This window comes from Xenophilus azovorans DSM 13620, from assembly GCF_000745855.1.
Classification (GTDB): Bacteria; Pseudomonadota; Gammaproteobacteria; order Burkholderiales; family Burkholderiaceae_C; genus Xenophilus; species Xenophilus azovorans.
The window spans coordinates 96,876-116,545 of the sequence record NZ_KN050768.1 but is presented as its reverse complement, the minus strand read 5'-3'; the positions used below and the strand labels follow the sequence as shown (position 1 = coordinate 116,545).

Sequence of the window (19,670 nt, the reverse complement as noted above, 5' to 3'; positions counted from 1 at the left end):
GACAGCAACCTGGCGAGCCTGTCGACGTCCACGTCCACCGGCATCAGCAGCCTGTCGACCGGCCTGAGCACGACCAACGACAACCTGGTGAGCCTGTCGACCTCGACGTCCACGGGGATCAGCAGCCTGTCCACCGGCCTCAGCACGGTCGGCAGCAACCTGGCCAACGCGGGCCAGAGCACGGCCGACGCCCTGGGCGGCGGCGCAAGCTACGACCCGAACACGGGCGCCGTCTCGGCACCCACGTACACCACCACCAATGCAGACGGTTCGATCAGCACGGCGCACAACGTGGGCGACGCGCTGACCAATCTGTACAACGGCGGCACGAAGTACTTCCACGCCAATTCGACCGAGCCCGATTCGGTGGCGTCGGGCACCAACGCCATCGCCGTCGGCCCGTCGGCCGTGGCCAGCGGCGCCTCGGCCGTGGCGATGGGCCACGGCGCCCAGGCCACCGGCACCAATGCCATCGCGATCGGCACCGGTGCGCTGGCCACGGGTTCGCAGGCGATCGGCGCGAATGCGCGCGCCGGCGGCGGCGGCGTCGCGATCGGCGATGGCGCCGATGCGGGGGGCACGCCGCTGAGCGCCGCGCCCGGCGTCTCGCAGGGCACGGCCGTGGGCTTCGGCTCCGTCGTCAACCAGAGCGGCGGCGTGGCGCTGGGCGCGGGCTCGGTGGTCAACACACCGGCGGGCGTGGCCGGCTACGTGCCGGCGGGCGCCAGCGCGGCGCAGGCGTCGGCGATCGCCGCCACCACCAGCACGCAGGCTGCCGTCTCGGTGGGCAATGCGGCCAACGGCCAGTACCGCCAGATCACCGGCGTGGCCGCCGGCAGCGCCGACAGCGACGCAGTCAACGTCAGCCAGCTCAAGGCCACGAACAGCGTGGTCAACCAGCTGAGCACGCAGTCGGCCTACCAGAACTACCAGATCGGCGCGCTGAACAACCGCCTCGGCGAGGTGGAGCGCATTGCCTACTCCGGCACGGCCATGGCCTTCGCGATGGCGGGCACCTACCTGCCCACGCTGTATCCGGGCGAGAAGGCCGTCGGCATCGGCTTGGGCGCCTACAAGGGCTACGGCGCGGTCGGCCTGACCTTCAAGGCGCTGTCGAACGACGGCACCATGTCCTGGGGGGCGGGCGTGTCCACCACCGGCAAGGACTGGGGCGTCAACGCCGGTATCGGCTGGAAGTGGAAGTGATGACGGCCTGAGCGGCCAGCGGCCCGAATGCCGCCGGTGGCCCCTGCGTTCGCGCGGGGGCCCTCTTTTTTTGGGAGACACTTCGCTCATGCGCATCGGCATCTCCGTGATCACGCACGCTGGCCAGAACATCTGGGAAAACGGCCTGGGCCAGAACGTCGTCTTCCTGGCGCAACTGTTCCAGCGCCTGCCGTTCGTGCGGTCGGTCGTGCTGATCGACGTCGGTGACCAGGGGCGGCTGCCCGAGCAGGTCGACACGCAGGCGCTCGGCCTGGCGCTGATGACGCAGGCCGAGGCGACGGATGCGGTGGACGTCATCGTCGAGATGGCCGGTGCGCTGGATCCGCGCTGGCTCGACCTGCAGCGTGCACGCGGCAAGAAGGTCGTCTACTACTGCGCCGGCCAGCCCTTCGCCGGCATCGTCGAGAGCCCCGTGTTCGACCGCCCGGGCCACTTTCCCCGGCCGGACCGCTGCGACGAGGTGTGGGTGATTCCCGAGTACGCGATGTTCGCCGCCTTCCAGCGGACGATGCACCGCTGCCCCGTGAACGTGGTGCCGTACCTGTGGCACCCGCAGTTCCTGCAGGAGCGCGTGCGCGAGGTGGCGCGGCATGGCCTGCACTATGGCTGGCAGCCCCGTACGCCGGCGCCGCAGACGCCTCCGGCGGGGCTGCGCATCGCGATCTTCGAGCCGAACGTCTCGGTCGCCAAGACCTCCAGCATCTCGATGCTGGCCTGCGACGAGGCCTATCGGGCCCGGCCCGAAAGCATCCGGATGATGCATGTGCTCAACACGCTGCACATGAAGGACCATCCCACGCTGCTGTACCTGGCCAACTCGCTGGACCTGGTGCGCGAGCACAAGGCCTGCTTCCACGGCCGCAACGACATCGCCGGCTTCATGGCGCAGCATGCCGATGCGGTGGTCTCGCACCAGTGGACCAACGACCAGAACTACAGCTATCTGGACGCGCTGCACGGCGACTACCCGCTGGTGCACAACTCGCCCTGGCTGCACGGCTTCGGGGCCGGCTACTACTACCCCGGCTTCGAGGCGGCCGAGGGCGGGCGTCGGATCCTGGCGGCCTGGGCCGGGCACGACGAGCGTCTGCCCGACCAGCGCCGCGCCGCACGGGCGGTGTTCGACGCGGTCGATCCCTTCGCCGAGGCGAACCAGCGGGCCTACGCCGAGCTGCTGCTGCGGCTGTGTGCCGGCGTGCCGGAGCGAGCTGCCGCATGACGGCGACGCGGCCGCAGCGCGCGCTGCGCATCGGCATCTCGCTCTTCGTGCGCAAGGGCGGGCAATCGCTGTGGGAAAACGGCATCTTCCAGAACTGCCTGTTCCTGGCCATGCTGCTGCGCCGCTCCCCGCAGGTGTCGGACGTGGTGCTGGTCGCAGGCGGCGGCGACGGCGGGCCGCAGGAGGCGCAGGCCTTCCTCGAGGAATCTCCCGTGCCGGTGATCGACATGGCCTGCGCCATGGAGCGGCTCGACGTGATGATCGAGATGAGCGCCCAGCTGGCCAAGGAATGGGCGGTCGCCTTCCGCGAGCGCGGCGGCAAGGTGGTGTCGATGCGCGTCGGCAACGACTACGTGATCGACATCGAGCGCATGGTGTTCGGCAAGCCGCATGCGCTGCTGATCACTGGCGCCCCGTACGACGAGGTCTGGACCCTGCCCGAATACGAGGCCACCTGCGTGCCGTATTTCGCCAGCACCTTCCGCGCGCCTGTGCGGATGCTGCCGCATCTATGGAGCCCCGTGGTGCTGGAACGCGCACTGCGCCAGCTGCCCGAAGGCCACGCCTTCGGCTACCGGCCGGGGCGCCGCCGCTGGCGGCTGGGCATGTTCGAGCCCAACGTGTGCATGGTCAAGACCAGCCACATCCCGCTGCTGGTGTGCGAGGTCGCGCACCGCATCGACCCGGACATCATCGAGCACGTGCACGCCTACAACACCTTCCACATGAAGGACCATCCGGTGTTCAACGGCTTCGCCAACAGCCTGGACATCGTTCGCCATGGGCTGGCCACCTTCGAGGGGCGCTTCCCGATCTGGCAGGTGCTGTCGATGCACTGCGATGCCGTCGTCAGCCACCAATGGGAGAACGCGCAGAACTACGTGTACTACGAGGCGCTGCACGGCGGCTATCCGCTGGTGCACAACTCGCACCTGATCGGCGACTGCGGCTACCGCTACCACGGCTTCGATTGCGAGGAGGGCGGCCGCGCGCTGCTGCGGGCCTTCGCCGGGCACGATGCCGACCTGGCCGCCTACCGGCAGCGCGCGCGGAACTTCCTGGCCACGCTCGACCCCGAAGCGGAGCCGAACGTGCGTGCCTACACGGCCGCCATCGAACAGTTGTACGAACGATGATCCGTCTGGTTTCCTTTCCCTCGCTTGCAGCATGGAGTGCGATGCTGGTGCTCGCGCCGGCTGCCTGGGCCCAGCAGCCCGCGCCCGCGGCGTCGGCGCAGGACACCCTGAGCCGCGCCGCCGCCAGCGTCGGCGTCAAGCGCTGCCTGCCCGCCATCACGCGGCTGGCCAGGCTCAACGTGCAGGGCAGCCGGGCGCACGACGTGCTGCTCGACTGGGATCGCCAGCGCCCCGACGCCGGCCCGGTGTTCTCGCTGATCGGGCTGGAGTACCCGAATGCCGGCATGGCGGCGTCCATCACCGCCGTGCCCGATGCGGCCGCCGGCACCTGTACCGTGGCGGCCGAGCGCATCACGGTGGCGCCCTTCACCTGCGCAAGCATTGCCGAATCGGAACTGGCCGGTTACCGGATGACGCGGCTGCTGCCGGTCTACGCCGTCTATACCGACCCGAAGGAGCCCGGCTCCTCCGTCTCCCTCATCGATTCGCCGCCGGGCTGCCTGGTGATCCGGCGCTTCGTCGAATACAACTGGAAGGACCCGGCGGCGGCGCCCGCCGCCGCCCCGCCGGTTCGGCGCTAGGAGCGCGGCGCGCCAGGCTGCCCGTGTATGCCGGGCGGCCGAACATGGACGCGCGGGCTATGAACTTCGGCCGATTGACGCTGATCCGGCGCGCCGGAATGATCCGCCCTTTTTTTGCCGGAGGGCCGTTCGCCCCTCAGCCGAATCGACACATGCTGCATTCCGAATACACGAAGGCCGCCCAGGCGGCGATTGCGCACGTCAAGGCCAACGTCCGCTATCGCGGTCTGAACACCGCAGGCGGATGGATCCGCAACCCGATCGACGTGCCGCAGAAGTTCGCGGCCCGGATCAAGAGCCTGCAGCTCGGCGCCAGCCGCAGCGAGGCCTACGGAGGCGCGTTCGACGGAAGGCTCTTCATCGACGAGCTGGCGAAGCTCGGCCTGGAGACGCAGACCGGTAACTGCTCCGAACTGTCGGCGGTGGCCTTCAAGCACCTGGAGGCGGCCAAGGTCCTTCCCATCGACTACTTCGGCGTGTACCGCGGGCGGTGGGACCATGCCTTCGTCGTCCTCAACCGCGACCCGTCCATCCCGATCTCCGACTTCGCGAAGTGGAGCTACCAGGCCGTCGTCTGCGACCCGCTCTACGACCGCTGCGGCGACGCCGGGCGCCTCGCCACCTGGTACCCGAAGATGTTCCCCCTCAAGAAGACGGACGTGATGTACCGGGTGGAGTGACGCCGGGCGCCGGTCAGCCCTCGCCCATCAGATCGGCCAGCGCGCGCGCGATCACCTTGGTGGCGCGGCGCAGGTCCTCCAGGTCGATGCGCTCGTCGTTGCGCTTGGCGTGCGATTCCAGCACGGTGCGCGGGCCGGCGCCGTAGATCACGCCCGGGATGCCAGCCTCGCCGTACAGGCGCACATCGGTGTAAAGGGGCGTGCCCATCGCCGGAATGAGCTGGCCGAACAGTTCGCCGCCGTGCTTCTGGATCGCATCGACCAGCGGCTTGTTGCCGGGCAGCGGCTTCATCGCGTGGGCCAGCAGGATGCGCCGGACATCCACCTCGATGCCGCCGGCCGGCGTCTTGAATTCCGCCGCCGCCTTGGCGATCACCTCGCGGATCGTCGCCTCCACCTCGGCCGGGTTCTCCTCGGGGATCATGCGGCGGTCGAGCTTGAACACCACCTTCCCGGGCACCACGTTGGTGTTGGTGCCGCCCTCGATGCGGCCCACGTTGAGATACGGGTGGCTGATGCCCTCGACCTTCGACGTGACCTGCTGGTAGAGCGTGTTCTGCGCGTACAGCGCGTTCAGGATGTGCACGGCGCCCTGCAGCGCGTCCACGCCGGTGCTGGGCACGGCGGCGTGCGCCATCTTCCCCTGCACTGTCACCTCCATCTGCAGGCAGCCGTTGTGGGCGGTGACCACCTCGTAGCTGAAGCCCGCGGCGATCATCAGGTCGGGCTTCGTCAGCTTGTTCTTCAGCAGCCAGCCGGGGCCCAGGAGGCCGCCGAACTCTTCGTCGTAGGTGAAGTGCAGCTCGACGCGGCCCTGCTTCGGCTTCGCCACGGCCTCCAGCGCGCGCACGGCGAAGGTGAAGGTGGCGAAGTCGCTCTTGCTCACCGCGGCGGCGCGGCCGAAGAGTTTTCCGTCCTCGATCTCGCCGCCGTAGGGGTCGTGCGTCCAGCCCTCGCCGGGCGGCACCACGTCGCCGTGGGCGTTCAGGGCGATGGTGCGGCCGCCGTCGCCGTACGGGCGGCGCACGATCAGGTTGGTGATCGATTCGAGGCCGTAGTCCTTCACCTCCTGCGCAGGTACGGCGTGCTTCTCGGCGTCGAAGCCCCAGGCGGCGATCAGTTCGGCCGTGCGCTCGGCGTGCGGCGCGTTGTTGCCGGGCGGCGTGTCGGTGGGCACGCGCACCAGCGCCTGGAGGAACTTCACCTCCTCGTCGAAGTGGGCGTCGATCCAGGCGTCGAGCTTGGCGTAGTCGGTCATGGGGCGTCTTCTTTGGCGAGGTTGTCCAGGAGCAGTTGGAAGGCTTCGACCGCCAGCTGCATGTCGTCGTTGGTGCTCGATTCGAGCGGGTTGTGGCTGATGCCGGAGTTGATGCCGCGCACGAAGAGCATGGCCTGCGGCATCACCTCGTGCAGCTTCATCGCGTCGTGGCCGGCGCCGCTGGGCATGCGGAACAGGGGCACGCCGAGTGCATCGACGGCCTTCTCCCAGCGGGCCTGCCAGGCCGGCGCGCTGGGCGCGGCGGCGGCGCGCATGGCTTCCTCCAGCGTGTAGCGCACGCCACGGCGCTCGCAGATGGCCTTGAGTTCGGCCAGCACGTCGGCCACCACGGCGTCGCGCTGCGGGTCGTTGGGCGCGCGGATGTCGAGGCTGAACCTGCAGTTGCCCGGCACCACGTTGATCGAGCCGTTGGGCACCTGCAGCATGCCGACGGTGGCCACCGAGTCCCCGTCCTTCGCGGCGCGCTGCTCGGCAAAGAGGATCAGCTCGGCCACCGCGCAGGCGGCGTCGCGGCGGCGGTCCATCGGCGTGGTGCCGGCGTGGCTGGCCATGCCGAACACCTCGCCGACGAAGCGCACGCCGCCGTTGATGGAGGTGACGATGCCCAGCGGGATGTCCAGCTCGTTGAGCACCGGGCCCTGCTCGATGTGCACCTCGACGAAGCCGAGGTACTTGGCCGGGTCGCGCTGGATCTTCGGGATGTCGTCGATGTTCAGCCCGGCGTGCTTCATGGCGTCGCGCAGGGTCACGCCGTCGGCGTCCTGCTGGTCCAGCCAGTTCCGGTCGAAGTGGCCGATCAGCGCGCCCGAGCCGAGGAAGGTCGCCTTGTAGCGCTGGCCTTCCTCTTCCGCGAAGCCCACCACCTCGAAGGCGAAGGGCAGGCGGCGGTTCTGCCGCTTCAGCTCGCGCACGCAGGCCATCGGCACGAAGATGCCCAGGCGCCCGTCGTACTTGCCGCCGTTGCGCACGGTGTCGTAGTGCGAGCCGGTGAGCAGCGTCTTCGCGCCGGGCGTGGCCGCTTCGTAGCGGCCGACCACGTTGCCCACCGCGTCGATCCCGACCGAGTCGAAGCCCGCCTCGCGCATCCAGCCGGCGATCTGCGCAGCGCAGGCGCGGTGCGCGTCGGTGAGGTAGGTCACGGTGAGCTGGCCCAGCTCGGCGTAGCCCGGGTCGGTGTGCGCGGCCAGCTTCTCCTGCCAGTCCCACACGTCGTTGCCGAGCGCGGGCACGACGCCGAAGCGGTCGTCCAGGCGGATCTCGGCGATGCGGTGGATGTTGCGCAGCGCCTCGGCGCGCTCGAAGTCCGGGTGGTGGTGCAGGCGCCGCTCGAAGGTCGCGATGATCTCGCCCTTCGACAGCCCGTCGCCGCGCGGCCCGCGCACCGCCAGGATGAAGGGGAAGCCGAACTTCTCGCCGTAGGCCTTGTTCAGCGCGCGAATGCGCTCCAGCTCCTCGGGCGTGCAGTTCGTCAGCCCGGCCTTGCCCTGCTCCTGGGTGGACTCGGCGGTGAGCGTCTTCGCCTCCATCGCCTTGCCGGCCAGTTCGGGGTGGGCGCGGATCAGCGCCAGCGGCAGCTCGGGCGGCGCGGTGGCCACGGCCTGGGCCATCGCGTACTTCAGGTGCGCGAGCGAGCGGAAGGGCCGCGCGGCCAGCGCGCGCTCGGCCACCCAGGGCGAGTGCTCGTAGATGCCGTCCAGCAGCCGGACGGCCTCGTCGGGCGGGGCGGCGTTCAGTGCCTCCAGGGTGAGGGCCATGGTGTGTCTCCTTGTGTGCGTGCGTTCAGGCGTTGGCCGGGCAGGGATGGGTCTGTTTCCAGTGGCGCGCGATGTCGATGCGGCGGCAGACCCACACGTGGTCGTGCTTCGCCACGTGGTCGAGGAAGCGCTGCAGCGCCGTGATGCGGCCCGGGCGGCCGAGCAGGCGGCAGTGCATGCCGATGCTCATCATCCGGGGCCGGTCCAGGCCGGCCGGGTCGCCCTCGGCGTAGAGGGCGTCGAAGCTGTCCTTCATGTACTGGAAGAACGGGTCGGCGTGCGAGTAGCCCTGCGGCAGCGCGAAGCGCATGTCGTTGACGTCCAGCGTGTAGGGCACGATGAGCTGCTGCGCGACGCTGCCGTCGGTCTTGCGCACCTTCATCCAGAAGGGCAGGTCGTCGCCGTAGTAGTCGCTGTCGTACTCGAAGCCGCCGTGGTCGGCCACCAGGCGGTGGGTGCGCGGGCTGTCGCGGCCGGTGTACCAGCCCAGCGGCCGTGCGCCGGTGATCTGCTCGATCGCCTCCATGCCCAGGCGCATGTGCTCGCGCTCGACCGCCTCGTCCACGTTCTGGTAGTGGATCCAGCGCCAGCCGTGGCAGGCGATCTCGTGGCCCAGTTCCCTGAAGGCCACGGCCAGCTCGGGGTAGCGCTGCAGCGCCATGCCCACGCCGAAGACGGTGAGCGGCAGGCCGCGCTGCTCGAACTCGCGCAGGATGCGCCACACGCCGGCGCGCGAGCCGTACTCGTAGATGCCGTCCATGCTCATGTGGCGGTCCGGGTAGCTCGCCGGGTTGAACATCTCCGACAGGAACTGCTCCGAGCCCGGATCGCCGTGCAGCACGCAGTTCTCGCCGCCTTCCTCGTAGTTGAGGACGAACTGCACCGCGATGCGCGCGCCGCCCGGCCAGCGGGCGTGGGGCACGTCGCGGCCGTAGCCGATCAGGTCGCGCGGATAGGGGAGGGTGGCGTCGTAGACGGCAGGCATGGTGTCTCGGTGTTGTCGGATGGGCGGCCGCTCATGACAGCGCGAGCGTGATGTCGCTCGTGGGCACCTGGCGGTCGAAGGTGAGGTTGGCCTCCACGTGCAGGAGGTGCTCGGTCATGAGGCGGGCGGCGCGGTCGCCGTCGCGGGCCGCCAGGGCCTTGACGATGTCGGCGTGCTCGTCGTTCGAGTGCTCGGCAGCGCTGGCGCTCTGGTACATCAGCGTGATCAGCGCGCAGCGCGAGATCAGCTCGCCGAGCAGTTGCGCCAGCACCGCGTTGCCCATCAGCTCGGCCATGCGCACGTGGAAGTCGCCCAACAGCTCGGTGCGGCCCTCCACGTCCTGGCCTTCCACGGCGGTCTTCTCCTGCGCCACGTGCTCGCGCAGCGCCTTGAGCTTGGCCGGCGTGACCTGGTGCGCGAACTCGCGCGCCATCTCAGCCTCCAGCATGCGGCGCACCGCGAAGACCTGGCGCGCCTCTTCCACCGAGGGCGCGGCCACGAAGGCGCCGCGCGCCGGCTCCAGCCGGATCAGCCGGTTCTGCGAGAGCTGGAAGAGGGCCTGCCGGACCAGCGTGCGCGAGACGCCGAAGTGATCGGCCAGCTTCTGCTCGGCGAGCTTGGTGCCCGGCTGCAGGCGATGCTCGACGATGGCCCGGGTCAGGGCCTCGACGATGGCGCGCGTGGTGGTCGTTTCCATCCTGGGCTGGGTTGCGTGGATTGAACCGGAGCGGAAAAAAGGGGATGCACCGCGGCCGGAAACTGCGGTGCAATTCATGATAGCCCCCCGCGGCAAATCTGTATACACTTTTGTGGACCGTATCGGATGATCGCTTCAACCCCCTATCAAGGAGTCGCCCCATGGGCCTGAGCACCCACGTCCTGGACACGATGCACGGCACCCCGGCCGCCGGCATGGAAGTCGCGCTCTACACCACCGAGGGCGAGCACGCCACGCTGGTGAAGCGCTTCACGCTCAACGACGACGGCCGCAGCGACGGCCCGCTGTACGACAACGCGAGTCTCAAGGCAGGCACCTACCGCCTGGTCTTCGACGTGGCGGGCTACTTCAAGGCGCGCGGCGTGCAGCTGCCGCAGCCGAACTTCCTCAACCGCGTGGCGCTGGACTTCGGGGTGGCGCACACCGACCAGCACTACCACGTGCCGCTGCTGGTGAGCCCGTGGAGCTATTCGACCTACCGCGGGTCATGAGCCCCCGCCCGGCCGCTCCGAAGGGGGCTCGCACCGCAGTGCGAAGCACGGAGGCTATCCAATGAGCGCCCCCAGGGCCGGGCTGCGCCCGGCCCGCCCCCCGAGGGGGGCAAGAAAACTTGGGGCGGCCCGGCGTTTTCTTGAAAGCCGGCCCGGCTGCGGCTGCCTATTGCTGCAGCTGGCCCTCGCTCAGCGTGTCGATCTGGAAGCGGCCGCTCTTGTCCCACAGCCAGGTGTCGGTCCACACCACCGCGCCCAGGCGCGCCGAGATGGGGTAGGGCGCGGCGGCCAGCACCGCCTGCTCGATGCCGGCGATGGCGTCGGGCGCATGCGTGGGCGCGCGCAGCCAGTGCAGCGACGTGACCTGCCCGCGCGGGTCGATGTGCACCTGCAGCGTGCCGACGGCGTACAGCAGCGGCGGCAGCGGGCCGGCGTAGATGCGGCCGGCGTTCAGGGCATAGACGTGCCGCGCCGCGTCCTGCCGGTAGGCCAGGGCGCTGGCCGCGCGCGAGGCGGACGGTGTGCCGGAGGCCGTGCGCGGCGCCGCCGCGTCGGAGAGTTGCCCCGGCACCTTGCCGCCCAGGCCGCCGCAACTTGCCAGCAGGAGGGCGCAGCCCAGCGCGGCGGTCGTCAGGGCGGGGCGAAGGGATGCGGGGGCGCGGCGGTCGGTCATGCCGCCGGTTATACCTGCGGCGCCGGCGGCGCCCGCAACCGGAGGTGTCGTCCGTGACGGCCGCCGCCGGTGCCCTGGACGACCTGCTGGCGCGCCTGGCCGCCGGGCAGGGCGTGCTGGTGCGCGTGCTCTCCACCCAGGGCTCCGCGCCGCGCGAGGCCGGCACCTGGATGGCCGTGTGGCCCGACGCGATCACCGGCACCATCGGCGGCGGGCAGCTCGAATTCCAGGCCGTGGCGCAGGCGCGGGCGCTGCTGGCGGGGCAGGGCGGCGCCGTGCCGGCGGACGGCTCGCCCGTGCGCTACCCGCTCGGCCCCACGCTGGGCCAGTGCTGCGGCGGCGTGGTGTTCCTCGGCTTCCGCGTCGTCGGCGCGGCCGATGCGCCCGCGCTGCGCGCTGAACTGACGGACCACCTGGCGCCCGTGGCGCTGTTCGGCGGCGGCCACGTGGGCGCCGCCATCGTGCGATTGCTGGCCGCGCTGCCCTATCGCGTGCGCTGGATCGACAGCCGCGACACCATCTTCCCCGAGAGCACCCCCGCCCAGGTGCAGGCCGAGCACAGCGATCCGGTGCACTCGGCGGTGGCCGACCTCGCCCCCGGCTCCCAGGTGCTCATCATGAGCTTCAGCCATGCCGAGGACCTGGACATCGTCATCGCCTGCCTGAAGCGCCTGCGCGAGCACGGCGACCTGCCCTACGTCGGCCTGATCGGCAGCAAGACCAAGTGGGCGACCTTCCGCCACCGGCTGGCGGCGCGCGGCTTCACCGAGGAGGAGATGGCGCGCATCACCTGCCCTATCGGCGTGCCGGGCATCACCGGCAAGGAGCCGGAGGTGATCGCCGTGGCGGTGGCGGCCCAGCTTCTACAGCGCCGCTGAGTCGTCCTTGGCGGGGCAGGCCGCCTCGCTCCTAGCGGCAGAAGCCCGCGTCCAACTCCCACATCCACCGCAGCATGGCGTCGAACAGCATCCTGTTCTGGGTGCCCTGGCGCGCGGACAGGTCGAACTGCCGCGCCGCATGCAGGGCGATGTCGTTACCGGGCCGGACCAGCGCCGCACCCGTGGCCTGCGCCGCGACCTGGACCTCGCAGGCGCGCTGCAGCATGTAATGGTCCGCGAATGCATCGGCGATCGACGCTCCGCACACGAGCAGGCCGTGGTTCCGCAGAATCATCATGTTGCGGTCGCCCAGGTCCCGGGCCAGCCGGAGCGACTCTTCCCGCTCCAGGGTGATGCCCTCGAAGTCGTGGTACGCGACCCTGCCCGTGTAGAAGACGGACGTGAAGCTCAGCGGCAGCAGGCCGTCGCGCTGGCACGATACGACCTGGCCGGCGGTGGTGTGCGTGTGCATGACGCAGGCCACGTCCGGCCGTGCGCCGTGCACCGCGCTGTGGACGACGAAGCCCGCGGGGTTTGCGCCATGGGGGCTGGGCTCGACCTTGTGGCCGTCGAGGTCGATCTTCAGCAGGTTGCCGGCGGTGACCTCCCGGTACATCAACCCGAACGGGTTGATCAGGAAGTGCTCCGTGCCGGGCACCCGGGCGGTGATGTGGTTGTAGATGAGTTCGTGCCATCCCAATCGGGCGAAGAGACGGTAGGCACCTGCGAGTTCGCAGCGCACCAGCCACTCGTCGGCCGGGCATGAAGCGGGCCGCTGCCGCTCGAAGACGTCTCTCACGTCGTCAGCCCTCGGCCGTGTAGCCCACGGATTTGACGAGGCCCTCCCAGAACCGGGTCTCGCCGGCCAGCATCTCTTCCAGCCGTGCCGCCGAGGCCGGCATCGGCTCCATGTACACGCTCGCCAGGCTCTCGATCACGTCGGGCGCGGCCAGCGCCGTACCGATGCCGTCGTGCAGACGGGCCACCACGGCCTGGGGCGTCCGGGCGGGCACGTAGAAGCCGAACCACCCGACGTGGCTCAGCGCCTGGAAGCCCTGTTCCACCAGCGTGGGGGTGTCGGGCGTGAACCGGCCGCGCGCCGGGCCGCTGGTGGCCAGCAGGCGGCACTTGCCGGCCTTCACGTTGGGCATGAACTCGCCGGTGGGGCCGACCACGGCGGCGATCTGGCCGCCGATCATGTCCAGGATGGCAGGCTGCGAGCCGCGGAAGCCGACATGGCGGAGATCGGCGCCGCCGAGCTTGCCGAGCGCCGACCCGATCAGGTTGGCCGCGGAGCCCGCGCCCGCCGAGCCGAAGTTGGCGTTCGCCGGGTTGGCCTTGGCCCAGCGCAGGAAGTCCGCCGCCGTCCTCACCTGCGCCGGCACCTGCGGCCCCACGGCCAGCGCGTAGTCGAACATCGCCGCGCCCGAGACCGGGACGACGTCGGTCGCGGGATCGTAGGGCAGCGTCCGGTAGGTGAAGCGGTGCAGGCTCAGGGGCGACGTGGGCGTGATCAGGATGGCCGAGCCGTCGGGCGCCGAGGTCCGGATGGCCTGCACCGCGATCTGGCCGCCGGCGCCGGTCCTGTTCTCGACCACCACCGTCCTGGCATAGCCGGGGTGCAACTTGTCGGCCACCCGCCGGGCGGCGAGGTCGATCGTCCCGCCCGGGGCGAAGCCCACCACGATCTTCGCCACCTCCAGCGGCTGGGACTGTGCCTGGCCGTGGGGGCTGAAGGCGGCCATCGCCAGGCCGGCGGCGGAATGCTGGATGAACTGGCGGCGGGATGATGTATTCACGTGGGTCTCCTTGTTGTGTGGGGCTGTCGAGGGGGAGAAAGCGCTTCAGAGATCGAGCGTCAACCGCTCGGACCGGGCGCGCGAGACGCAGATCAGCATCGAGCGAAGCGCCGGGCGCTGCGATTCGGGATAGATGTAGTCCCGATGATCGGGCTCGCCGGCGCAGACGGCGGTTTCGCAGGTGCCGCAGACGCCCTCGCGGCACGAGTGGGGCACCTCGTATCCGTGGCGTTCGAGAACGTCGAGGATGCTTTCCGCTTCCGCGACGAAGAAGCTCGCGCCGCTTCGCTGCAGGTCGATCCAGAACCCCGATGGCGCGGGCTGCGTGGAGGAGGCCGGCGCCTGCGCGGCCTCGCGGGGCGCGGCGAACCACTCGAAGTGCAGGGACTGCGCGGGAAGGCCGCTGGCGCATTCCCGCGCGGCCGTCATCAGCGGCGAGGGACCGCAGCAGTAGACCTGCGCCCCGGCGGGCAGGTCCCGCAGGTGTTGCGCCACGGGCAGGGGGCCGCCCTGCTCGTCGTCGAAATGGAAGTGCACCTGGTCCCGGTACGGTGCCAGCTCCTCGTAGAAGGCCAGGCGGGAGCGGTTGCGCACGGCGTAGACGAGCCGCCACGGGCGGCCCATGGCGACGCACCAGCGGACCATCGAGAGGATGGGCGTGATGCCGATGCCGCCGGCGATCAGGAGATAGTGCGAGGCATCGGCCTGGAGGGGAAAGTTGTTGGCCGGCGCGCCGCAGTCGATCTCGTCGCCGGCCCTCAGCGCCGCGTGGATGTATTCCGAGCCTCCCTGGCTCGTCTCGGAACGGCCCACGCCGAGGACGTAGCGGTGCCGTTCGCGCCAGTCGTTGAGGAGCGAATAGCTGCGCGCCATGCCGTCGGGAAGCCGCAGCACCACGTGGGCGCCCGGCTCGAAGGCCGGCAGCGGCCGGCCGGCGGCATCCGCCAGTTCCACGCGCATCACGTCCCGGGCCTCGGCGCGCGTGCCGATCACGCGAAGACGCAGCGCGCTCATGCGTCGGCAGCGGCGGTGTGCGGGCTGGCAGGTGCCGGCCTGGCTGCCGCGTTCTGCGCGGCCGATTCCGCGGCGCGCTCCTGCGCGACGAGCTTGTCGAAGGTCCAGCGGAAATGCGAGAGCGCCGCGTCGGCCGCCACGGCCAGCATCCTGAAGGTCGGGTCGGCGTCGAGCACCTTCTGCTGCGCCTCGATCAGGTGCTTGTCTTCCAGGAAGCCTTCGATCAGGCTCTGGTGTAGCGAGCGCGAGATGTTCCCGTCCTCGCCCTCGAAGTTGTTCAGGTAGGTCCAGAAGAAGTGCGTCGTGCGGCGCGTCTCGGGCGTCATGAACTGGCAGTTGCGGTACTCGCGGCTGCCCTCCCGGTTGCCCTTCTCCGACCCGCTGCCCGCCGGCGAGAACATCGACTCCAGGAAGAAGATGCCCGGGATGTGCATGTGGCCGATGTTGCGGCGGTCGACGTGGCGGTCTTTCTCGTCCGGCGGCAGCACCTTGCGGTGGAAGGGCGGCGGCGCCGCGTCCATGTGCCATCGCTCCACCCGGAAGCCGCGCTGCAGGCGCTCGACCGAGACGGGCTTCGTGACGTAGGCGTACTCCTCCGAGCCGCCCAGCGTCTTGGTATGCACGAAGGCCAGGTGGGCGAAGTCGCTGAGGTTGTCGACGATCAGCAGCCAGTTGGCGTCGTAGTGCATGTAATCGGGGATGCCCTTCCACTGCGGATCGCGCAGGTACGGGAAGTCGATGATCCCGGCCGGGTCGGCGAGGGCAGGGTCGCCCATCCAGATCCAGATCAGCCCGTCGCGCTCGACCACCGGGTAGCTCCTCACGCCCAGTTTCGGCGGGATCACCTCCTGGCCGGGAATCTGGATGCACCTGCCGCTCGCGTCAAACTTGAGGCCGTGGTACATGCAGCGCACGCAGTCGCCCTCGCGCCGCCCCAGGTGCAGCGGGACGCCCCGATGGCAGCAGCGGTCGTGCAGCGCCACGACCTTGCCCTCATCGGACTTGTAGAGCAGCACGGCCTCCTCCAGCAGGGTGCGCGCCAGCAGCTTGCCGTCGATCAGTTCGTGGCTCCAGGCGGCCACATACCAGCAGTTCTTCAGAAACACGTCGCTCTCTCCGCGTGCCTTCGCACGGCCTGTTGTTCGGGTCCGAAAATCCTAGGATTTCGAGGCAGGCGGATATACGGCCGGCACTGGTTACTGTGTTCCGATTTCTGGACAATCCCGTCGCCGCGGCTGCTTCATCATCCGCAGCGGGCGAGGGGAACGAGAGGGCCGCACGGTGCACTGGGACGATTTCGACGCTTTCTGCCAGGTCGTGGACCATGGCGGCTTCACCGCCGCCGCGCGCGCCACGGACCGGCCGAAATCCAGCCTGAGCGCCTCCGTGTCGCGGCTCGAAGGCCTGATCGGTGCGCGCCTGCTGGAGCGCACCACCCGCCGCCTGCGCCTGACCGAGGCGGGCGAGTCGCTCTACCGCGAGGTGTCCAAGCCCATCGCGCAACTGCGCGAATTCGCGGCGGACGCGGTCACCAAGAGCGGCCAGGTGCAGGGCGCGCTGCGCATCGCCGCGCCCTACGAGTTCGGCATGCACCACCTGGCGAGCGTCGCCTGCGCGGTGATGCGGCGGCATCCCAAGCTCAAGATCGAACTGGAGGTCGAGCATGCGCTCGTCCCCATCTTCGAGCGCCAGTACGACGTCGTCTTCTCGGCGCTCGAACACAGCTTCGCGCCGGCCACCGTGGTCACGCGGCGGGTCTATTCCCTGGAGCGCGGCGTCTTCGCCGCGCCCGAACTGGTGGCCCGGCACCCGGGCTTCTCGACGCCCGCCGACCTGCACGCCCTGCCGCTGCTGGCGGGCAGCAGCGACGCCCACTGGGACTTCAAGGGGCCCGAGGGCAGCGTGGAGATCGAGGTGCGCAACCCCCGCATGCGCAGCGGCAATGCGGGTGTACGGCTGGAGGCGGCCAAGGCGGGCCTGGGCGTCATCCGCGTCACGGCCACCTTCTGCGCGGCGGCGGTGGCGCAGGGCCAGTTGGTCCGGCTCCTGCCCGAGTGGGAGTGCGCGCCCCTTCGCATCTACGCGCTGCTGCCGGGCAGGCGCCTCGTGCCGTCGAAGGTGAGGGTGTTCCTGGACGAACTGGAGTCCCAGGGGCGCAGGGAGGCGGTATCGCGCCATTCGGCCAAGGGTTAACCCGATGCGCGCGGCGCGCTTCTTCTCCTTGGAGTCGCCAGGTAAACTGTATACACTTCAGCACACAAACAGTCGTGCCGCAGCGGAGCGGGAAGCATCCCCCACGATGCCCATCGTTCGCGGCCCCTTCTGCTCACAGCGCCCGCGGTGGTGAGCAGACGAGAACAACCACAAAAGGGTTGAGCGATGGAAAGCTACTACCTCGACTGGGCCAACCTCCTGCTGCGCTGGGTCCACGTCATCACCGCGATCGCCTGGATCGGCGCCTCCTTCTACTTCGTGATGCTGGACAACAGCCTGGAGAAGCCGAAGGACGAGGAGTCGATCGACAAGGGCGTGGGCGGCGAGCAGTGGGCCGTGCACGGCGGCGGCTTCTACAACATGCAGAAGTACGCGGTGGCGCCCAAGAAGATCCCCGACCACCTGCACTGGTCCTTCTGGGAAAGCTACTCCACGTGGATCTCGGGCTTCGCGCTGTTCACGATGTCCTACCTGTGGAATGCCAGCACCTACCTCATCGACAAGAGCAAGATGGACTGGCAGCCCGGCGCCGCCATCGGCGTGGCGCTGGCTTTCTTCGTCGTGTTCTGGATGGTGTACGACGGCATCTGCCAGGTCTTCGGCCGCCGCAAGAACGGCGACACCATCGTCGGCGTGCTGATCGCGGTCTTCATCGCCTTCGCCACCTGGCTGGCCTGCCAGTGGTTCGCCGGCCGCGCCGCCTTCCTGCTGGTGGGCGCGATGATGGCCACGACCATGAGCGCCAACGTGTTCTTCTGGATCATCCCCGGCCAGCGCAAGAGCGTGGCGGCGCTGCGCGAGGGCAAGCCGGTCGACCCGATCCACGGCCAGCGCGGCAAGCAGCGCAGCGTGCACAACACCTACTTCACGCTGCCGGTGCTGTTCGCGATGCTGTCCAACCACTACAGCTTCACCTACACGCACAAGTACAACTGGATCGTGCTGCTGCTGATCATGCTCGGCGGCGCGGCGATCCGGCAGTTCTTCGTGGTGCGCCACCGCTGGAAGCTGGGCAACGCGAAGAACCCGCTGGGCTATGCGCTGTTCGGCATCGCGGTGCTGGGCCTGACCATCGTGTGGATGCAGCCCGAGCCGGTCGCGCCCGTGCCGGCGGCGGCCAAGGCGGCGCAGGTGAACTACGCCGACGTGCAGAAGGTGCTGGAGCAGCGCTGCTACATGTGCCACGGCGCGGCGGTGCAGCAGAAGAACGTGCGCGTCGACACGCCCGACCAGGTGGCGCTGCACGCCCAGGGCATCTACCAGCAGGTGGTGGCGGCCAAGACCATGCCGCTGAACAACGCGACGCAGATGACCGATGCCGAGCGGGCGCTGATCGGGCGCTGGTTCAACGGCGGTGCGAAGACGAACTGACGGTTCTTGGGGCCGGCGGGGCAGGCATCGTGTGCTTTGGGCCTGGGCCTGCTCCTGGAGCGGTTCAACGCAAGCCGCTGAGCCATCCACCACCGTTCACGCTGAGCCTGTCGAAGCGCGCTGCCCGGCTTCGACAGGCTCGGCCCGAACGGGGGCTGTGGCTCGAACGCCCATTCGCCCCATGCTCCCGGCCACGGCGCGCGGCGCCGGGCGTCAACCCACTGCGTGTTCAGCGAACGCCGTTCGCCAGCGCCACCGCCAGCCGGTTGTGCGTCTCGAGCAGCGGTTCCAGTTCCAGCGTCGCCAGCCGCCCCTCCCGTACCACCACCCGGCCATTGACCACCGTGTACGCCGCCTGCGCGCTGGCGCACAGCAGCAGGCTGGCCACCGGGTCGTGCACCGCCCCGCCGGCGAAGCCCGGCGCGCGCAGGTCGAACAGCGCCAGGTCGGCGCACATGCCGGGCGCCAGGTGGCCGATGTCGGCGCGGCCCAGCACCTCGGCGCCGCCGCGGGTGGCGATGGCCAGCGCGTCGCGGGCCGTCATCTCGGCGGGGCCGTGATCGCAGCCGAAGGGATCGAGCGAGCGCCGCACGCGCGCCAGCAGCAGCGCCTGGCGCGCTTCGGCCACCATCTGGGCGCCGTCGTTGCTGGCGCTGCCGTCCACGCCCAGGCCCACCGGCACGCCGGCGTCGAGCAGGCGCCGCACCGGCGCTATGCCCGAGGCCAGCCGCATGTTGCTGCACGGGCAGTGCGCCACGCCGGTGCGGGTGCGCGCGAACAGGCCGATGCCCGCCTCGTCCAGCTTGACGCAGTGGGCGTGCCACACGTCCTCGCCCAGCCAGCCCAGGTCCTGCGCGTATTCGGCAGGCGTGCAGTTGAACTTCTCGCGGCTGAAGGCGACGTCGTGGTCGTTCTCGGCCAGGTGGGTGTGCAGCCGCACCTTGTGGTGGCGCGCCAGCGCCGCCGCCTCGCGCATCAGGTCGCGGCTGACGGAGAAGGGCGAGCAGGGCGCCACCGCCACGTTCACCATCGCGCCGTGCGCGGCGTCGTGCCAGCGCTCGATGAGGCGCTGCGCGTCGGCCAGGATGGCGTCCTCGCGCTCGACCAGGCTGTCGGGCGGCAGGCCGCCCTGCGAGACGCCCAGGCTCATCGCCCCGCGCGTGGCGACGAAGCGCATGCCGATCTGCTGCGCCGCCTCGATGCTGTCGTCCAGCCGCACGCCGTTGGGGTAGATGTAGAGGTGGTCGCTGCTGGTGGTGCAACCCGCGAGCAGCAGCTCCGCCATCGCCACCTGCGTGGAGACGCGCACCATCTCGGGCGTCAGGCCCGCCCACACCGGGTACAGGCCGCGCAGCCAGCCGAAGAGTTCCGCGTCCTGCGTCGCCGGCAAGGCGCGCGTCAGGGACTGGTACATATGGTGGTGCGTGTTGACCAGTCCCGGCAGCACCAGGTGGCCGCGCGCGTCGATCACCTCGTCGGCCCGCTGCGGCAGCTCGGCTGCCGGGCCGATCGCCTCGATGCGGTGGCCGTGCACCAGCACCGAGGCGCCGCGCAGCTCGCGCCGCGCGTCGTCGAAGGTGGCCACGCAGTCGGCGTTTCGGATCAAGAGGCTTTTCATCGGACACTCGCTCCCGTGATGCATTGGAGACCC

At 70.0% G+C, this 19,670-nt stretch carries 19 protein-coding genes; 9 read left to right on the top strand and 10 right to left on the bottom strand.

Annotation, left to right across the window (positions count from 1 at the left end):
* The 5 genes from Q392_RS30505 to Q392_RS30485 all read left to right on the top strand — a co-directional run.
* A partial coding sequence (locus tag Q392_RS30505; RefSeq protein WP_051954117.1) for a YadA family autotransporter adhesin occupies window positions 1–1,206 on the top strand: 1,206 nt, incomplete at its 5' end.
* 88 nt (window positions 1,207–1,294) lie between these two features.
* Window positions 1,295–2,446, top strand: a complete 1,152-nt coding sequence (locus Q392_RS30500) for a DUF2827 domain-containing protein (protein WP_038218335.1) — start codon at window positions 1,295–1,297, stop codon at window positions 2,444–2,446.
* Complete coding sequence (locus Q392_RS30495) at window positions 2,443–3,582, top strand: DUF2827 domain-containing protein (protein WP_038218333.1); 1,140 nt, start codon at window positions 2,443–2,445, stop codon at window positions 3,580–3,582. Before Q392_RS30500 ends, Q392_RS30495 begins: the two co-directional genes overlap by 4 nt.
* Entirely contained in the window at window positions 3,579–4,163 is a 585-nt protein-coding gene (locus Q392_RS30490) for a hypothetical protein (protein ID WP_038218332.1), read from the top strand. The genes Q392_RS30495 and Q392_RS30490 overlap by 4 nt, the downstream gene beginning before the upstream one ends.
* A 152-nt stretch (window positions 4,164–4,315) precedes the next feature.
* Window positions 4,316–4,843 carry a hypothetical protein gene (locus Q392_RS30485; RefSeq protein ID WP_038218330.1) on the top strand — a complete coding sequence of 176 codons (528 nt, stop codon included), beginning with the start codon at window positions 4,316–4,318 and terminating at the stop codon, window positions 4,841–4,843.
* A gap of 13 nt (window positions 4,844–4,856) precedes the next feature.
* On the opposite strand, the gene Q392_RS30480 is transcribed toward Q392_RS30485, so the two are convergent.
* Genes Q392_RS30480 through Q392_RS30465 form a run of 4 tightly spaced genes read right to left on the bottom strand, consistent with a single transcriptional unit; the run spans window position 4,857 to window position 9,558 of the window.
* On the bottom strand, window positions 4,857–6,101 hold the full coding sequence (locus Q392_RS30480; protein WP_038218328.1) for a M20 family metallopeptidase: 1,245 nt from the start codon (window positions 6,099–6,101) through the stop codon (window positions 4,857–4,859).
* Window positions 6,098–7,876: a 2-oxo-4-hydroxy-4-carboxy-5-ureidoimidazoline decarboxylase gene (gene uraD, locus Q392_RS30475; RefSeq protein WP_038218326.1), complete on the bottom strand. Its 1,779-nt coding sequence runs from the start codon at window positions 7,874–7,876 to the stop codon at window positions 6,098–6,100. The genes Q392_RS30480 and uraD overlap by 4 nt, the downstream gene beginning before the upstream one ends.
* 25 nt (window positions 7,877–7,901) lie before the next feature.
* Complete coding sequence (gene puuE / locus Q392_RS30470) at window positions 7,902–8,861, bottom strand: allantoinase PuuE (RefSeq protein ID WP_038218323.1); 960 nt, start codon at window positions 8,859–8,861, stop codon at window positions 7,902–7,904.
* Between the two features lie 31 nt (window positions 8,862–8,892).
* A complete protein-coding gene (locus Q392_RS30465) occupies window positions 8,893–9,558 on the bottom strand; it encodes a GntR family transcriptional regulator (protein WP_038218321.1) in 666 nt (221 codons plus the stop codon).
* A gap of 161 nt (window positions 9,559–9,719) precedes the next feature.
* On the opposite strand from Q392_RS30465, the gene uraH reads away from it, so the two are divergent.
* A complete protein-coding gene (gene uraH / locus Q392_RS30460) occupies window positions 9,720–10,070 on the top strand; it encodes a hydroxyisourate hydrolase (protein ID WP_038218319.1) in 351 nt (116 codons plus the stop codon).
* Window positions 10,071–10,236: 166 nt separating this feature from the next.
* On the opposite strand, the gene Q392_RS30455 is transcribed toward uraH, so the two are convergent.
* Entirely contained in the window at window positions 10,237–10,743 is a 507-nt protein-coding gene (locus Q392_RS30455) for a hypothetical protein (protein ID WP_038218317.1), read from the bottom strand.
* Window positions 10,744–10,796: 53 nt separating this feature from the next.
* On the opposite strand from Q392_RS30455, the gene xdhC reads away from it, so the two are divergent.
* Window positions 10,797–11,621, top strand: coding sequence for a xanthine dehydrogenase accessory protein XdhC (gene xdhC, locus Q392_RS30450; RefSeq protein WP_038218316.1), 825 nt, complete (start codon window positions 10,797–10,799; stop codon window positions 11,619–11,621).
* A 31-nt stretch (window positions 11,622–11,652) separates the two neighbouring features.
* On the opposite strand, the gene Q392_RS30445 is transcribed toward xdhC, so the two are convergent.
* From Q392_RS30445 to Q392_RS30430, 4 genes are read right to left on the bottom strand one after another with little or no spacing between them, the layout of a single operon-like run.
* Window positions 11,653–12,420 carry a class II aldolase/adducin family protein gene (locus Q392_RS30445; protein ID WP_038218314.1) on the bottom strand — a complete coding sequence of 256 codons (768 nt, stop codon included), beginning with the start codon at window positions 12,418–12,420 and terminating at the stop codon, window positions 11,653–11,655.
* Between the two features lie 4 nt (window positions 12,421–12,424).
* A complete protein-coding gene (locus tag Q392_RS30440) occupies window positions 12,425–13,420 on the bottom strand; it encodes a Bug family tripartite tricarboxylate transporter substrate binding protein (protein WP_038218312.1) in 996 nt (331 codons plus the stop codon).
* A 45-nt stretch (window positions 13,421–13,465) separates the two neighbouring features.
* The gene (locus tag Q392_RS30435) at window positions 13,466–14,434 is read right to left on the bottom strand and encodes a PDR/VanB family oxidoreductase (protein ID WP_038218311.1); all 969 of its coding nucleotides are present in this window, start codon (window positions 14,432–14,434) and stop codon (window positions 13,466–13,468) included.
* The gene (locus Q392_RS30430) at window positions 14,431–15,540 is read right to left on the bottom strand and encodes an aromatic ring-hydroxylating dioxygenase subunit alpha (protein ID WP_038218309.1); all 1,110 of its coding nucleotides are present in this window, start codon (window positions 15,538–15,540) and stop codon (window positions 14,431–14,433) included. The genes Q392_RS30435 and Q392_RS30430 overlap by 4 nt, the downstream gene beginning before the upstream one ends.
* A 175-nt stretch (window positions 15,541–15,715) precedes the next feature.
* On the opposite strand from Q392_RS30430, the gene Q392_RS30425 reads away from it, so the two are divergent.
* Together Q392_RS30425 and Q392_RS30420 are read left to right on the top strand one after the other, a co-directional pair.
* Complete coding sequence (locus Q392_RS30425; RefSeq protein WP_038218307.1) at window positions 15,716–16,627, top strand: LysR family transcriptional regulator; 912 nt, start codon at window positions 15,716–15,718, stop codon at window positions 16,625–16,627.
* Window positions 16,628–16,813: 186 nt separating this feature from the next.
* Window positions 16,814–18,019, top strand: a complete 1,206-nt coding sequence (locus Q392_RS30420) for a urate hydroxylase PuuD (protein WP_038218306.1) — start codon at window positions 16,814–16,816, stop codon at window positions 18,017–18,019.
* A gap of 229 nt (window positions 18,020–18,248) precedes the next feature.
* Here the strand turns inward: Q392_RS30420 and Q392_RS30415 are convergent, their stop codons facing one another.
* The gene (locus Q392_RS30415) at window positions 18,249–19,661 is read right to left on the bottom strand and encodes an 8-oxoguanine deaminase (RefSeq protein ID WP_038218304.1); all 1,413 of its coding nucleotides are present in this window, start codon (window positions 19,659–19,661) and stop codon (window positions 18,249–18,251) included.
* Window positions 19,662–19,670: the final 9 nt, after the last annotated feature.

What these genes read in the sequence shown, in the direction of transcription:
- Q392_RS30500 (WP_038218335.1), top strand. Translation starts at nt 1,295, where the DNA reads ATGCGCATCGGCATCTCCGTGATCACGCACGCTGGCCAGAACATCTGG.
- Q392_RS30495 (WP_038218333.1), top strand. Translation starts at nt 2,443, where the DNA reads ATGACGGCGACGCGGCCGCAGCGCGCGCTGCGCATCGGCATCTCGCTC.
- Q392_RS30490 (WP_038218332.1), top strand. Translation starts at nt 3,579, where the DNA reads ATGATCCGTCTGGTTTCCTTTCCCTCGCTTGCAGCATGGAGTGCGATG.
- Q392_RS30485 (WP_038218330.1), top strand. Translation starts at nt 4,316, where the DNA reads ATGCTGCATTCCGAATACACGAAGGCCGCCCAGGCGGCGATTGCGCAC.
- Q392_RS30480 (WP_038218328.1), bottom strand. Translation starts at nt 6,101, where the DNA reads ATGACCGACTACGCCAAGCTCGACGCCTGGATCGACGCCCACTTCGAC.
- uraD (WP_038218326.1), bottom strand. Translation starts at nt 7,876, where the DNA reads ATGGCCCTCACCCTGGAGGCACTGAACGCCGCCCCGCCCGACGAGGCC.
- puuE (WP_038218323.1), bottom strand. Translation starts at nt 8,861, where the DNA reads ATGCCTGCCGTCTACGACGCCACCCTCCCCTATCCGCGCGACCTGATC.
- Q392_RS30465 (WP_038218321.1), bottom strand. Translation starts at nt 9,558, where the DNA reads ATGGAAACGACCACCACGCGCGCCATCGTCGAGGCCCTGACCCGGGCC.
- uraH (WP_038218319.1), top strand. Translation starts at nt 9,720, where the DNA reads ATGGGCCTGAGCACCCACGTCCTGGACACGATGCACGGCACCCCGGCC.
- Q392_RS30455 (WP_038218317.1), bottom strand. Translation starts at nt 10,743, where the DNA reads ATGACCGACCGCCGCGCCCCCGCATCCCTTCGCCCCGCCCTGACGACC.
- Q392_RS30435 (WP_038218311.1), bottom strand. Translation starts at nt 14,434, where the DNA reads ATGAGCGCGCTGCGTCTTCGCGTGATCGGCACGCGCGCCGAGGCCCGG.
- Q392_RS30420 (WP_038218306.1), top strand. Translation starts at nt 16,814, where the DNA reads ATGGAAAGCTACTACCTCGACTGGGCCAACCTCCTGCTGCGCTGGGTC.
- Q392_RS30415 (WP_038218304.1), bottom strand. Translation starts at nt 19,661, where the DNA reads ATGCATCACGGGAGCGAGTGTCCGATGAAAAGCCTCTTGATCCGAAAC.